Here is a 13,272-nt window from a genome sequence, read left to right on the forward strand (position 1 = left end):
AACCGCGAGTGGAGCGAGCCGTACGATGAGCATGACCTCCATGGTCGTTCTCGGGCTGAGCATCGCCACCGTCCTTCTCCTGCTCGGGGCGTTCGTGGCCACCCTGCGCCAGGACAGGAAGGACCGCACGGCGGCCGACATGCCGGTCGAGGTCGCTCCCGTCGAGCCCCCGCTGCCGGCGCCGGTCGCCGCCGCACGGCAGGCCGGCACCGACTACACCGACCCGCGCACGCTCCGGGTGGGCGACAAGATCGACGTGCTGGGCTCGCCGGTGCGCGTGATCGGCGCGCTGTACGTGTCCTGGCAGGGCCAGCAGTGGGTGGAGTACCGCCTGCGCGACAGCGCCCGACGCACCCAGTGGCTGACGGTCGAGATGCGCAAGGGCAGGGCTCCCGGCCAGCCGCCGCACCTGGAGGTGCTCCTCTGGACCGACGTGCCCACCCAGGGCATGGTCCCCGCGCGGAGCAGCCTGATCATGGATGACGTCGAGTTCCACCCGTTGGAGCGCGGCACCGGCGCGTTCCGGTCGGAGGGCAGCACGAGCATGCCCGACCGGGGGCTGCTCGACTTCGCCGACTACCGCGCGACCGACGGGCGGCTGCTGTCGTTCGAGCGGGTGCAGGGCCAGCCGTGGACGGCCGCGTACGCGCAGCCGCTGCCGCCCGGCTCCATCGGCATCATCAGCCGCGCGTCGTCCTAGTCAGGGCTGGTCAGGCCAGCTCGACGGTCCTGCCGCCGGCCGCGCTCGCGTCCTGCCAGTCCTCGACCCGCAGGTCGTTGGACCAGCGGGCGCCGGCGTACTCCACCCGGCTCAGCCCGTACTTCTGCGCGTGCGCCACCGACCAGGCGGCGATCAGCCAGCCGCGTCTGCGGTCGGTCACGGCGGTGCCGCCGAGGGCCCGCTTGAGCTGGCGGCGCGCCTGGGCCGTCCTGGGCCGCGGCACGGCGGTCCGCTCGCCCGCCGCCTGTCCGCCGCCCGCCTTCGCGTCCTGCGGCGGGTACCAGCAGTGGACGGCGCGCGGGACCCGTCCGGTGAACGCCGCGGCCAGGAGCCTGGCCTCCTCCTCGTGCGGGCCGTAAGCGTAGCCCGCCGCGGAGCGCTGCACCGCCTGGGCCGCCTCCGCCACCGGCATCTTGCGGTAGCCCTTGACCTTCTCCAGGGCGGCGAAGAACCGGTTGGTGGAGTAGACCGGATCCATGATCTGCTTCTTGGTGCCCCACCCCTGCGACTCGCGCTGCTGGAACACGCCGACCGAGTCGCGGTCGCCGTAGTTGACGTTGTAGAGCTTGGACTCCTGCAGCGCCGTCGCGTACGCGATCACCACGGCCTGCTCCGGCAGCTTGCGCCGGGCCGCCACGGCCGCGATGGTAGCCGCGATCTGGGCCTGCTCGATGTCCATCTCGCGCTCGTCGTCGGGAGTGCGCACGACGCAACTGGCCTCGGGGACGGCCAGGGGCTTGGGGGCGCGCTTGAGCAACTGGTAGACGCCGAAGGAGATGCCCACCGCGAGGACCAGCACGATGGCCGCGATGGTGATGACTCCTCGTGAGAAGCGCAGGTGCACGCTGAAGAACCTACCCGGCGGGATAGGCTCCGGGGCCATGACGGAAGTGAGCACCCTGTCACCGGCCATCGACGAGCTGTGGGAACGGCCCGCCGAGCTGTCGCCGGCCGACGAGCAGGCCCGCGCCGCGGTGGTGGCCGCCGTGGTGGCCGCCGTGGACCTGCGCCGTGTCTGCTGGTGCTCAGATGCCTGGAGCCGGAGCGGCGTCAAGACAAGGCAGCGCTCGACGAGGTGCTGCGCGAACACGGAGTGAACACCTGATGCTTGACCTGACGCAGGACGTCCGCACGCTGACCGCGGCCGTCGTCGACATCCCCTCGGTGAGCGGCGCCGAGCAGGCGCTGGCCGGGCTGGTCGAGGAGGCCCTGCGCGGGCTGCCGCACCTGGAGGTCGACAGGTCGGGGGAGACCGTGGTGGCCCGCACCGGGCTGGGCCGCGCGGAGCGGGTGCTGATCGCCGGGCATCTCGACACGGTGCCGGTGGCCGGCAACCTGCCCAGCCGGGTGGAGGGCGGCCTGCTCCACGGCTGCGGCACCTCCGACATGAAGGCGGGGGTGGCCGTCGCGCTCAAGCTGGCGGCCACCGTGCCCGATCCGGTCCGCGACGTCACGTACGTCTTCTACGACTGCGAGGAGGTCGAGGCCGAGCGCAACGGGCTCAACCGGGTCGCCCGCGAGCACCCCGGCTGGCTGGCCGCCGACTTCGCCGTGCTGATGGAGCCGACCGACGGGGAGATCGAGGGCGGCTGCCAGGGCACGCTCCGCGCCGAGGTGCGGGTCACCGGCAAACGCGCCCACAGCGCCAGGTCGTGGTTCGGGGTCAACGCCGTCCACGGCGCCGAGCCCGTGCTCGCCAGGCTCAACGCCTACCGGGCGCGACGGCCGGTGGTCGACGGGCTGGAGTACCACGAGGGCCTGAACGCGGTCGGCGTGCGCGGCGGCGTGGCGGGCAACGTCATCCCCGACGAGTGCGTGGTCACGGTCAACTACCGGTTCGCCCCCGACCTGACGATCGAGGCGGCGCAGTCGCACGTGCGCGAGGTGTTCGAGGGGTACGAGGTCACGTTCGTCGACGCCGCGCCGGGGGCGCGGCCGGGGCTGACCCACCCCGTGGCCGCCGCCTTCACCGAGGCCGTCGGCGGGACGCCGCGGGCCAAGCTGGGCTGGACCGACGTGGCCCGCTTCTCCGCGCTGGGGGTCCCGGCCGTCAACTACGGCCCCGGCGACCCGAACCTGGCCCACCAGAAGGGCGAGTACGTGACGCTGGAGAAGATCGTGGAAAGCGAGCGGGCGATGCGCGCCTGGCTCACCGGGGGCCGGACACAGTGAAAGTGGCTCTCCTCGCCGGCCATTTGACGGGGAGAGCCACTTTCAGTCCCGAGCAGCACCCTCGCCGGTTAGACGCAAGGGTCGCGAAATCTGGTTCCCGGTTCACCGGGAAGTTTTTCAAGATTCTTCTGAGCGCCTTCCGGAGGGCGTTCCTCGTCCAACGCCGCAGGATAGCCAGGATCCGGACATCAAAGGAACTGTTGGGGATAGCGTGAACCGTATGAGAGCCAATCGCCGCGAACGGCGCCAGGGACAGGCCGTGGTGCGCGGCAACCTGGTCCCCGAATCCACCCACGATCAGAGGCTGCTGGCCCGCCAGGGCTCCTCCGACTGGGTGCACATGGACCCGTGGCGCGTGCTGCGCATCCAGGCGGAGTTCGTCGAGGGCTTCGGCCAGCTCGCCGAGCTGCCCAGGGCGGTCACCGTGTTCGGCTCGGCGCGCACCCCCGGAGACTCCCCCGACTACGAGACGGGCCGCAAGCTGGGCACCGCGCTGGCGCAGGCCGGCTTCGCCGTCGTCACCGGAGGCGGGCCCGGCGTCATGGAAGCGGCCAACCGGGGCGCCACCGAGGTCGACGGCGGCGTGTCGGTGGGGCTCGGCATCGAGCTGCCGTTCGAGCAGCGCATGAACGACTACGTGGACCTCGGCATCGAGTTCCGCTACTTCTTCGTACGCAAGACCATGTTCGTGAAGTACTCGTGCGGGTTCATCGCGCTGCCCGGCGGGTTCGGCACGCTCGACGAGCTGTTCGAGTCGCTCACCCTGGTCCAGACCCGCAAGGTCACCAGCTTCCCCGTGGTGCTGATGGGCTCGGAGTTCTGGGGCGGCCTGCTCGACTGGATCAAGAGCCAGCTGGCCGGCACCGGCAAGATCGCCCCCCAGGACCTCGATCTGATCAAGGTCACCGACGACGTGGACGAGGCGGTGAAGATCATCACTGACTCCGAGCTGCACCGGTCGCGGCAGGTCGACGAGGAGAGGGAAGCCGCCAGGGCGCAGGTGGGCGAGCCGCAATAGGCTGGCTCCCCGTGAACATCTGCGTCTTCTGCGCCTCCAGCCGTCACATCGACGACAAGTACCTCCGACTGGCGACCGAAGTCGGGAGTGAGCTGGCCCGGCGCGGCCACACCCTGGTGAGCGGCGGCGCGACCGTCTCCTGCATGGGCGCGATCACCAGGGCGGCCCGCGCCGCCGGCGGCCGCACGATCGGCGTCATCCCGCGCGTCCTGGTCGACATCGAGATCGCGGACGAGGACTCCGACGAGCTGATCGTCACGGCCGACATGCGCGAGCGGAAAGGCGAGATGGACGCCAGGTCCGACGCCTTCCTCGTGCTGCCCGGCGGCATCGGGACGCTGGAGGAGCTGTTCGAGATGTGGACGGCCAGGGTGCTCGGCATCCATGACCGGCCGCTCGTGGTCCTCGACCCGTGGGGGCTCTACCAGCCGCTCAGGGATCTCGTCGGCGGCATGTACGACGCGGGATTCTGCCGGGCCGACGTCTTCGACGCGATCTCCTGGACCACGACCGTCGACGAGGCCTTCGCCCGCCTGGAAGCCCGCGCCCAGCCCGTACGGCCCTCTGTGGAGGAGCTGAGCGAGGCCGCCGACTGAGCGTCCGGCTGCTCACCGGGTGCGGCAAGTGCGGGACTCGTGCCCCGGTGGTATGAGTACGATGCCAATGTGCTGCTGGTCATACTCGCCATCGCCGCGCTCGCCATCCTGGCGGGCGTGTTCCAGGTGTCCCGGGGCAAAGGCGGTGAGCTGACCGAGTTCCCGCCCGACGTGCCGCCGCTCAACCTCCCGGAGGCGGGCAAGCTCACGGCGGTCGACTTCATGGCGCTGCAGCTGCCGGTCAACCTGGTCGGCTACCACACGCAGAGCGTCGACGAGGCCCTGCACCGGGCCGCCAACGCCATCAGCGCCCGCGACACCAGGATCGCGATCCTGGAGCAGCGGGTCTCGGAGCTGCTGTCGAGCCGGCTGCACGCCCGGCAGGAGGTCTACGCCGCGCCCGGCAACGGGCCGCGCACCGAGCACGAACCGCCCGCGACGCCCCTGGCGCTGCCCGTCGAGTCCGACCCGCTGTCCAACGGCCACGTGCCCGCGGCCGTGCGGGAGGAGCCGGCCAGCGCCGAGCACGAGCCGGTCACCTGGATCGAGCCCGCGGCGCCGGACGCCGAAGCGACCCCGGACCCCGCGACCCCGGACGCCCTGGAGGCCGCCGCCCCGGAGGACCGGGATCCCGGCGATGAGCGGGACAAGGCTGAGGACAAGGCCGATGACAAGGCCGATGACAAGGCCGATGACAAGGCCGAGGGCAAGGCCGAGGACGGCCGCGTGTGACCGAGGTCATCCGCTGCTCCTGGGCGGGTATGTCGGACCCGCTCTACCTCGCCTACCACGACGAGGAGTGGGGCCGCCCGGTGCGCGGCGACGACCGCGTCTTCGAACGGGTGACGCTGGAGGCGTTCCAGTCGGGCCTGTCGTGGCTGACGATCCTGCGCAAGCGCGAGAACTTCCGCGCCGCCTTCGACGGCTTCGCCATCCCCAAGGTGGCCGCCTACACCGAGGCGGACGTCGAGCGGCTGCTCGGCGACGCGGGGATCGTGCGCAACCGGGCCAAGATCGAGGCGGCCGTGGCCAACGCCAGGGCGGCGATGGAGCTGCCCGACGGCCTTTCGGGCCTGGTCTGGAAGTACGCCGACCCGTCGGCCCCGGCGCCCAGGACCATGGCCGACGTGCCGGCCGTCACCCCCGCCTCCACGGCCCTGGCCAAGGAGCTGAAGAGGCACGGGTTCAGGTTCGTCGGCCCGACCACCGCGTACGCGCTGATGCAGGCGATCGGGCTGGTCAACGACCACGTCGAAGACTGTTCCGCGCGGGCCTGAGCCGGCCGTCAGCGGCCGTGGAACACCGGCCGCTCCTTGGCCAGGAACGACGCCGTGGCCCGGACGTGGTCGTCGGTGGCCACGCACGCGTCCTGCAGGTCGGCCTCCAGCGCCAGCGTCTCGGGGAGCGAGTGGCCGGCCGCGTGGGCCAGCGCCCGCTTGGTGGCGCCGAAGGCCCTCGTCGGCCCCTGCGCGAGCCGTACGGCCAGCTCGTGGGCGGTCTTGAGCACCTCGTCGGCGGGCACCACGCGGGTGACCAGGCCCAGCTCCAGCGCGCGGGCGGCGTCCACGGGCTCGCCCAGCAGCAGCAGCTCCGTGGCCCGGCCGAGCCCGACCAGGCGCTGCAGCGTCCACGAGGCGCCCGAGTCGGGCGCCAGGCCGATGCCCCCGAACGCGAGCGCGAACTTGGCCTTCTCCGCCGCGACCCGCAGGTCGCAGGCGAAGGCGAGCGCGGCGCCCGCGCCCGCGGCCACGCCGTTGACCGCCGCCACGACCGGCTGGTCCATGGTGGTGATCAGCTCGATGATCGGGTTGTAGTGCCGGCGGACGGTGTCGTCCAGGGCGCGGCCGGCCTCCAGGTTGGCGGCGTGCTCGCGCAGGTCCTGCCCGGCGCAGAAGGCCCGGCCCGAGCCGGTCAGCAGGACGGCGCGCACGCCGGGATCGGCCGCCGCCCGGCGCAGCGCCTCCAGCAGGGCGGTCTTGACCTCCGCCGTCAGCGAGTTCATCGCGTCGGGCCGGTCGAGCGTGATGGTGGCGACGGCGTCGGCCACGTCATAGCGGATCAATGCAACTCCCTGTCGACGAACGCGGCGGCTGCGGGCAGCAGCCGGGCTGCCTCCTGCTCGAAGAACGCCCTGGCCTTCTCGCCAGGCCAGCCCGCGGGCAGCAGCTCGGGCGGCAGGCCGGGGTCACGGAACAGGAAGTTCCGCCATCCGTGCACGAGCTTGCTCCTCGTCGCGAAGACCTGGTCGGGCGGCGCCTGGGCGGGCAGGGTGGTGATCAGCGTGTCAGCCTCGGCGTGCCACTGCTCGTAAGCCTCGCCGATGGCGTGCAGATCCCATGCCCGGGCCACCAGCTCGCGCGGGTCGCCCTCCAGTGCCGCGTCGAACCTATCGGGCCGCACTCCCTCGCACTCCAGCAGGTTGTCCAGCTCGACGGAGGAGCGCGGGCCGATCCAGGTGCTCTCCGACAGCGCCGCGTAGCCCAGGAACGTCAGCGTGGCCCTGATCCGTTCGCGGCGCGGCCGTTCCTTGACGGGCGGGAACACGATCAGATGCCATCGGGTGTTCCAGCTCAGGGTCCCGGCTCGGTAAATTCTCAGCGCCGCCTCGTCCAGCCGCCTGACGCACTTGGGCGTGACGCCGTAGCCGGGGCCCCGCGGCAGCCGGACCGGCTCCAGCCAGCCTTGCCTGACCATGCGGGAAACGGCCGTGCGCACGGCCGGAGCGGCGATGTCCAAGGGTTTCATCAGCCGTACGAGAGCGGCCACGGACGCCTGCCCACCGCGGGAGCGCAGGTGGTCCCCGTACAGGTCGAACAGAGCGGCGCGTGCGTGCACGAAGTCCAGTTTGGAGGTCTTCGACCCGCTCGACAACGCATTCTGGGAGGAGATCGTTACCCATGAGGGCTCTCGATGCGGGAGAATAGGACATCACAGAAGACGTGAATACGCCGACCGCCCCTCTCGGGAGGTCGGAGGTCGCGATCGCGGGCCGCGGGAGCCCAAGGCAGGAAGGGATGCACGCATGGCGGCGATGAAGCCGCGGACCGGCGATGGTCCGCTTGAGGTCACCAAGGAAGGGCGCGGCATTGTCATGCGGGTCCCCCTGGAGGGTGGCGGACGGCTCGTCGTGGAGATCTCGGCGGACGAGGCGAAGGCGCTCGGCGAAGCGTTGAAGAGCGTCGTCGGCTAGAGCTCCCCGGACGATCTTCACCCCGGCCCTGGCGTGCACCGGCGTGCCAGGGTCGCCGACGTATGAGGAGAGAAAGTGCCGATCGAGACCGCCGTGTCAGTGGCGGCGCGGGTGCCCGAAGACGCCGCTCTGCTGGCCGTTCCGTACGATTCCGAGCTTCGCCCGGCGCTCGACCTGGACCTGCACGTGCCGGTCGCCGGGCTGCTCGCGCACTACGAGGCCGGAGGCGAGGCCGGTGAGGTCGTCGAGGTCCCGGTGGCCAGGGGCGAGGGCGTCGGCCGGGTGCTGCTCTACGGCGTGGGTGACGGTTCGCCGCGAGCGCTGCGCAAGGCCGCGGCCACGCTGACCCGCCGCGTCCGCGGCAAGGAGTCGCTGGCCGTCGTCGCCCCCGAGGGCGACGTCCGCGCCTTCGCCGAGGCCGCGCTGCTGGCCGCCTACTCGTTCAAGATCGGCTCGCCGGGGAAGCGGCCGGTCCGCGCGCTCACCTTCGTCGGCGCCGACGAGGAGCAGGTGCGCCTGGGCGAGAGCGTCGCCCAGGCCGTCGCGCTGGCCCGTGACCTGAGCAACACGCCGTCGTCGGTCAAGAGCCCGTCGTGGCTGGCCGAGCGGGCCGCCGAGCAGGGCGTCCCCGTCCGCGTCTGGGACGAGGAGCAGCTCCAGGCCGAGGGGTTCGGCGGCCTCCTGGCCGTCGGCCGCGGCTCGGTCCGGCCGCCCCGCCTCATCCAGCTCTCCTACACCCCCGACCGGCCCGCCGGCCGCCACGTCGTGCTGGTCGGCAAGGGCATCACGTTCGACTCGGGCGGGCTGTCGCTCAAGCCCACCGAGAACATGAAGACGCAGAAGACCGACATGGCCGGCGGCGCCGTGGTCATCGCCGTCCTCGCCGCGCTGGCCAAGCTCGGCCTCCCGGTCAGGGTGACCGGCCTGGTGGCCGCCGCCGAGAACATGCCGTCCGGCACGGCCCAGCGCCCCAGTGACGTGATCAAGCCGTACGGGGGGCGCACGGTCGAGGTGCTCAACACCGACGCCGAGGGCCGCCTGGTGCTGGCCGACGCGCTCGCCTACGCCGACGCGCGGCTCGACCCTGACGTGGTCGTCGACGTCGCCACGCTCACCGGCGCCGTCACCGTGGCGCTCGGCCGCCACGTCGGCGGCCTCTACGCCTCCGACGACGAGCTGGCCAAGCGGCTGACGCAGGCGGGCGAGGCCAGCGGCGACCGGCTGTGGCGGTTGCCGCTGATCGACGACTACGCGGGCGCGCTGGAGTCGCCGGTCGCCGACCTGGCCAACGTCGAGATCGGCTCCCGCTTCGGCGCTGGGTCGATCACGGCGGCGCTGTTCCTGCGCGAGTTCGCCGGTGACCGGCCGTGGGCCCACCTCGACATCGCCGGCGTCGGGCGCAGCACGGTCGACGAGGGGATCCTGACCAAGGGCGCCACCGGGTTCGGCGTGCGCGTGCTGCTGGAGTGGCTGTCCGGGCTCTGAGCCGGTCCTGACCCGCTCCGGCCCGCCCCGACCCGCCCAATCCGTCTGCCGTGGCCCGTTCTGGCCTGCTATGGCCGTTCTGGCCCGTTCTAGCCCGCGACCTTGACCGCGGCCAGCAGGCCGTCGCCGAGCGGCATGAGGACCGACCGCAGCCGGTCGTCGGCCTGCACGAGCTTGCCCAGCTCGCGCACGGCCACCGTGTCGGGGTCGCGCTGCGCGGGGTCTGCCACCCGGTGGTGCCAGAGCGCGTTGTCGAACGCCACGACGCCGCCGACGCGCAGCAGGCGGACGGCCTCGGCGAGATAGTCGGCGTACTCCTGCTTGGCCGCGTCGGCGAAGACCAGGTCGTAGCCGCCGTCGGAGAGCCGCGGCAGAACGTCGAGCGCGCGGCCGGCGATCAGCCGCACCCTGCCGCCCGAGAAGCCCGCCTCCGCGAAGGCCTGGCGGGCCATCCGCTGGTGCTCCGGCTCGACGTCCACGCTCGTCAGCGTGCCGTCGGCGCGCATGCCCCGCAGCAGCCACAGCCCGGAGACGCCGCAGCCGGTGCCGATCTCGACCACCGACTTGGCGTTGATCACGGTGGCGAGGAAGCAGAGCGCGGCCCCGCCGCCGGGAAGGATGGGCGGGGCGCCCATCTCCAGCCCGCGCTGCCGCGCCGCGTGCAGGATCTCATCCTCGTGATGGAACTGCTCCGCATAGGCCAGAGTGGCCTCCAACGGACTGGTCATCGGCCTCCTCCCCCCACTTTCGTGCGATTGGTCACCGATCGCAGCCTAGGGGAGGAGGGCCGGGACGGGAACTCAGGAGGGCCCCGAGGCGTTGCAGGTTTAAACGGGCTTTGCCGGTCTCGATGGCAGCCAGTGCGCACGGAGGGACAAAAGCAGGCACTATGGCGGTAGCGGTGGTCTCAGAGAGAGGAGTTCTGGTGGACGAAAGTGACCACCAGGCCGATACTCCGTTGTCCGATGTCCCCGGTATGGTGCCCGAGCCCGAATGGACCCCTCCCACCTGGGATGAAGTGGTGCGGACCCACTCCGCACGGGTCTATCGCCTGGCGTACCGTCTCACCGGCAACGTCCATGACGCGGAGGATCTGACCCAGGAGGTCTTCGTCCGGGTCTTCCGGTCGCTGTCCAATTACACCCCCGGCACGTTCGAGGGCTGGCTGCACCGGATCACGACCAACCTGTTCCTCGACATGGCGCGGCGCAAGCAGCGCATCAGGTTCGAGGGTCTCGCCGACGACGCGGCCGAGCGGATTCGCGGTCGCGAGCCGTCGCCGGCGCAGGCCCTGCACGACGCCCATCTTGAGCCGGACATCCAGGCCGCGCTCGACGCGCTCGCCCCCGAGTTCCGGGCGGCGATCGTGCTGTGCGACATCGAGGGGTTGTCCTACGAGGAGATCGCGGCCACGCTCGGCGTCAAGCTGGGAACGGTCAGAAGCCGGATTCACCGTGGCCGGGCACAGTTGCGCGAGGCGCTCGAACACCGAGCACCCCGCAATTCCCAACTCCCCCCGACCGTAACCCGTGGGGAGGAAGTCTGACATGACCCACCTTGGAGAACGCGTGTCCGCGCTCGTCGACGGCGAGCTCAACCACGCCGAGCGAGACCGGGCGCTGGCCCATCTGACCTTCTGCGCCGACTGCCGGCGCGAGGTGGAGTCGGTGCGGGCGCTGAAGACGCGCCTGCGGTCGCTCGAACACCCCGCGCTGCCGGCCGACCTCACCCTGTCGCTGATGCGCATGGCCGAGCCCGGCGGGCCGCTGCCGCCCAGGGAGCGGCCTTTCCCTACCCGTACGTTCGGAGGGGTGCCCATCCCGGGGCCGCACAGCATCGCCCCTTTGGACAACCGGCCCCGCAGGAACTCCACTGGTGGCGGCTCCTCGGGCCCTGGCCGCGGGACTAGGCGGCGCAGCACGTACATGGCGGTCGGCTTCGTGTCGGCGGCCGTCGCGCTCGGGACGTTCTTCGCCGTCTCCGGCGTCGGGCAGAACACTCAGGCCCCGCCCGTCGAGCTCGTCAAGCGGGTCCAGCCGACGCCGGCGGACGTTCCGGCCACCGCCACTCCTTGAGGGGCCACTCCTTGAGTGCCCCCCCGACTGGGATACTCGTGATGGCGTAGTCCATGGCGTGGGGGGCATACGATCTGGGATCGGGATATGTCAGGCGGATTGGGCTGACAGCTGCTTTACAGCACCCGTATGCCGATCAAGCCATGATTGCGGTGTCGTGAGCAAGGAGTGGTGAGAGTAGATGACCGACGAGACGCGCCGCGAAGGACGCACGCCGTCGGGAAATCCTGAGCCACCGGGACGGCCCGAGTTCCTGCCCGCCGGCGAGCAGCCGGCCGAGAGGCGGCCGTCCTCCGGCTGGGACGACTCCGGCGAGACCTCCGTCTACGGCCCCGCCCACTCCTACGACGACGGCCCTTATGGCGATGGCCCTTATGGCGATGGCCCTTACGCCGACGGGCCTTATGACGACGGCTCGGCCCGCCGGGAGGGCTCGCACCCGTACGAGAACCCCGCCCCGCCTCCCGCCTTCGGCCACCCGGGCGGCGAGAGTCCGCGTTTCGGCGATCCCGGGGACGGTTTCGGCGATCCCAGGAGTGAAGGCCCGCGGTTCGGCGCTCCGAGCGGTGAGGGGCCGGGGCACGGGGAGCCGTCCCGCTTCGGTCATCCGAGCGGCGAGAACCCGCAGTTCCGCAGCCCCGCGGGCGAAGGCTCGCAGCCGACCCGCGACTGGCCGTTCTTCGGCGATCCCGGAGGCGGGCGCCGCCCCGGCGCGTTCACCAATCCCAGCGGCGAGGGCCCGTTCGGCGTGGGCGGCCCGCCGCCGCCACCGAGCGCCCTGCCCATGGGCCCCCACTGGGCCCCGCCGCCCGGCGCCACCAGGGTCCCGCCGCCCAGGCGAGGCCCCAGCACGCCGCTGCTGCTCGTGGTCGCCCTGGTCATCGCCCTGGTCGCGTCCGGGCTCGGCAGCGTCGGCACCTACCTGCTGACCCGGCCGAGCGGCGGCACCGACCCGTCCTACAGCCTCGGCCCGGCCCCCACCGGCAACATCGAGCGCGCCCCCGGCTCGGTCGCCGGTGTGGCCTCCCGGGTGCTGCCCAGCGTGGTCTCGCTGGAGGTCGGCAACGGCAGCAACACCGAGGGCGCCTCCGGCTCCGGGTTCCTGATCAAGAACGGCTACGTGGTGACGAACAACCACGTGGTCGCCCTGGCCGCCAGGGACGGCGAGATCCGGGTCATCTTCAACAACCGCAAGCGTACGACGGCCCAGATCGTCGGCCGCGACCCCGGCTCCGACCTCGCGGTGCTGAAGCCGGAGGAGACGTTCGGCACGCCGGAGATCACCCTCGGCAACTCCGACCAGGTGGTCGTGGGCGACCCGGTCATCGCGATCGGCTCCCCGCTGGGCCTGACCGGCACCGTCACCACCGGCATCGTCAGCTCGCTCAACCGGCCGGTCATCGCCGGCGACGAGAGCGGCACGGGCAGCGAGGAGCCCGCCTACATCAGCGCCATCCAGACCGACGCCGCCATCAACCCCGGCAACTCGGGCGGCCCGCTCGTCAACGGCCGCGGCGAGGTCGTCGGCGTCAACTCGGCCATCGCGACCCTCAGCCGGTCCATGACGAACCAGAGCGGCAGCATCGGTCTCGGCTTCGCCATCCCGGTCAACCAGACCCGCCGCGTCGCCGAGGAGCTCATCACCACCGGCAAGGCCAAGCGGCCCAAGATCGGCGTCGTGCTCGACACCGACTACCGCGGCGAGGGCGTCCGCATCGCCTCCGGCCACCAGAACGGCCGCCCGCCGATCGACGAGGGCGGCCCGGCGGAGAAGGCCGGGCTCAAGGCCGGCGACGTCATCCTGGAGGTCGACGGCCTGCGCCTGCAGGACGGCAACGAGCTCATCGCGCTGATCCGGAGCAAGGCGCCGGGGGCGAAGATCCAGATCAAGTACGAGCGCGACAAGCAGGAGCACACCGCGACCCTGGTCGTGACCGCCGACGCCCCCACCCCGACGCCGTCGTGACGCCTCGCCCGGGACCTCTCGGGCGTGAGGTCCGGGGGTCCGCACGGGG

The 13,272-nt window shown here is 71.9% G+C and carries 16 protein-coding genes; 12 read left to right on the forward strand and 4 right to left on the reverse strand.

Annotated features, from left to right (window positions below; genetic code table 11):
* Nucleotides 1-25: 25 nt before the first annotated feature.
* A complete protein-coding gene (locus tag ACQEUU_RS31040; RefSeq protein ID WP_433072642.1) occupies nucleotides 26-700 on the forward strand; it encodes a DUF4178 domain-containing protein in 675 nt (224 codons plus the stop codon).
* A 10-nt stretch (nucleotides 701-710) separates the two neighbouring features.
* Here the strand turns inward: ACQEUU_RS31040 and ACQEUU_RS31045 are convergent, their stop codons facing one another.
* Nucleotides 711-1,604 carry a hypothetical protein gene (locus tag ACQEUU_RS31045; protein WP_433072643.1) on the reverse strand — a complete coding sequence of 298 codons (894 nt, stop codon included), beginning with the start codon at nucleotides 1,602-1,604 and terminating at the stop codon, nucleotides 711-713.
* On the opposite strand from ACQEUU_RS31045, the gene ACQEUU_RS31050 reads away from it, so the two are divergent.
* The 6 genes from ACQEUU_RS31050 (at nucleotide 1,603) to ACQEUU_RS31075 (ending at nucleotide 5,784) form a co-directional block, all read left to right on the forward strand.
* Nucleotides 1,603-1,818 carry a hypothetical protein gene (locus ACQEUU_RS31050; protein ID WP_433072644.1) on the forward strand — a complete coding sequence of 72 codons (216 nt, stop codon included), beginning with the start codon at nucleotides 1,603-1,605 and terminating at the stop codon, nucleotides 1,816-1,818. The genes ACQEUU_RS31045 and ACQEUU_RS31050 overlap by 2 nt on opposite strands.
* A 7-nt stretch (nucleotides 1,819-1,825) precedes the next feature.
* A complete protein-coding gene (dapE, locus tag ACQEUU_RS31055) occupies nucleotides 1,826-2,893 on the forward strand; it encodes a succinyl-diaminopimelate desuccinylase (RefSeq protein ID WP_433072645.1) in 1,068 nt (355 codons plus the stop codon).
* Nucleotides 2,894-3,113: 220 nt separating this feature from the next.
* Nucleotides 3,114-3,911, forward strand: coding sequence for a TIGR00730 family Rossman fold protein (locus tag ACQEUU_RS31060; protein WP_433072646.1), 798 nt, complete (start codon nucleotides 3,114-3,116; stop codon nucleotides 3,909-3,911).
* An 11-nt stretch (nucleotides 3,912-3,922) separates the two neighbouring features.
* Nucleotides 3,923-4,507, forward strand: coding sequence for a TIGR00730 family Rossman fold protein (locus tag ACQEUU_RS31065; protein ID WP_433072647.1), 585 nt, complete (start codon nucleotides 3,923-3,925; stop codon nucleotides 4,505-4,507).
* A 69-nt stretch (nucleotides 4,508-4,576) separates the two neighbouring features.
* On the forward strand, nucleotides 4,577-5,239 hold the full coding sequence (locus ACQEUU_RS31070; RefSeq protein ID WP_433072648.1) for a hypothetical protein: 663 nt from the start codon (nucleotides 4,577-4,579) through the stop codon (nucleotides 5,237-5,239).
* A gap of 29 nt (nucleotides 5,240-5,268) precedes the next feature.
* Nucleotides 5,269-5,784 carry a DNA-3-methyladenine glycosylase I gene (locus ACQEUU_RS31075; protein ID WP_433074431.1) on the forward strand — a complete coding sequence of 172 codons (516 nt, stop codon included), beginning with the start codon at nucleotides 5,269-5,271 and terminating at the stop codon, nucleotides 5,782-5,784.
* Nucleotides 5,785-5,792: 8 nt separating this feature from the next.
* Here ACQEUU_RS31075 and ACQEUU_RS31080 read toward each other — a convergent pair whose 3' ends face one another.
* The gene (locus ACQEUU_RS31080; protein ID WP_433072649.1) at nucleotides 5,793-6,569 is read right to left on the reverse strand and encodes an enoyl-CoA hydratase-related protein; all 777 of its coding nucleotides are present in this window, start codon (nucleotides 6,567-6,569) and stop codon (nucleotides 5,793-5,795) included.
* Nucleotides 6,566-7,342: a PaaX family transcriptional regulator gene (locus tag ACQEUU_RS31085; protein WP_433072650.1), complete on the reverse strand. Its 777-nt coding sequence runs from the start codon at nucleotides 7,340-7,342 to the stop codon at nucleotides 6,566-6,568. Before ACQEUU_RS31085 ends, ACQEUU_RS31080 begins: the two co-directional genes overlap by 4 nt.
* A 187-nt stretch (nucleotides 7,343-7,529) precedes the next feature.
* Here ACQEUU_RS31085 and ACQEUU_RS31090 point away from each other — a divergent pair, with 187 nt between their 5' ends.
* Together ACQEUU_RS31090 and ACQEUU_RS31095 are read left to right on the forward strand one after the other, a co-directional pair.
* On the forward strand, nucleotides 7,530-7,697 hold the full coding sequence (locus ACQEUU_RS31090) for a DUF3117 domain-containing protein (RefSeq protein WP_101788278.1): 168 nt from the start codon (nucleotides 7,530-7,532) through the stop codon (nucleotides 7,695-7,697).
* Between the two features lie 75 nt (nucleotides 7,698-7,772).
* Nucleotides 7,773-9,182: a leucyl aminopeptidase gene (locus ACQEUU_RS31095; RefSeq protein ID WP_433072651.1), complete on the forward strand. Its 1,410-nt coding sequence runs from the start codon at nucleotides 7,773-7,775 to the stop codon at nucleotides 9,180-9,182.
* 89 nt (nucleotides 9,183-9,271) lie between these two features.
* Here ACQEUU_RS31095 and ACQEUU_RS31100 read toward each other — a convergent pair whose 3' ends face one another.
* Nucleotides 9,272-9,910, reverse strand: coding sequence for an O-methyltransferase (locus ACQEUU_RS31100; protein ID WP_433072652.1), 639 nt, complete (start codon nucleotides 9,908-9,910; stop codon nucleotides 9,272-9,274).
* A 248-nt stretch (nucleotides 9,911-10,158) separates the two neighbouring features.
* Between ACQEUU_RS31100 and sigE the strand changes: the two genes are divergently transcribed.
* The 3 genes from sigE to ACQEUU_RS31115 all read left to right on the forward strand — a co-directional run bounded on the left by sigE (nucleotide 10,159) and on the right by ACQEUU_RS31115 (nucleotide 13,223).
* Entirely contained in the window at nucleotides 10,159-10,728 is a 570-nt protein-coding gene (gene sigE / locus ACQEUU_RS31105) for an RNA polymerase sigma factor SigE (RefSeq protein WP_270154997.1), read from the forward strand.
* A 1-nt stretch (nucleotide 10,729) separates the two neighbouring features.
* Nucleotides 10,730-11,257 (forward strand): anti-sigma factor family protein, encoded by a 528-nt coding sequence (locus ACQEUU_RS31110; RefSeq protein WP_433072653.1) that lies wholly within the window; start codon nucleotides 10,730-10,732, stop codon nucleotides 11,255-11,257.
* Nucleotides 11,258-11,438: 181 nt separating this feature from the next.
* A complete protein-coding gene (locus ACQEUU_RS31115; protein WP_433072654.1) occupies nucleotides 11,439-13,223 on the forward strand; it encodes a trypsin-like peptidase domain-containing protein in 1,785 nt (594 codons plus the stop codon).
* Nucleotides 13,224-13,272 lie beyond the last annotated feature (49 nt).

This window comes from Nonomuraea sp. CA-218870 (genome assembly GCF_050936535.1).
Classification (GTDB): domain Bacteria; phylum Actinomycetota; class Actinomycetes; order Streptosporangiales; family Streptosporangiaceae; genus Nonomuraea; species Nonomuraea corallina.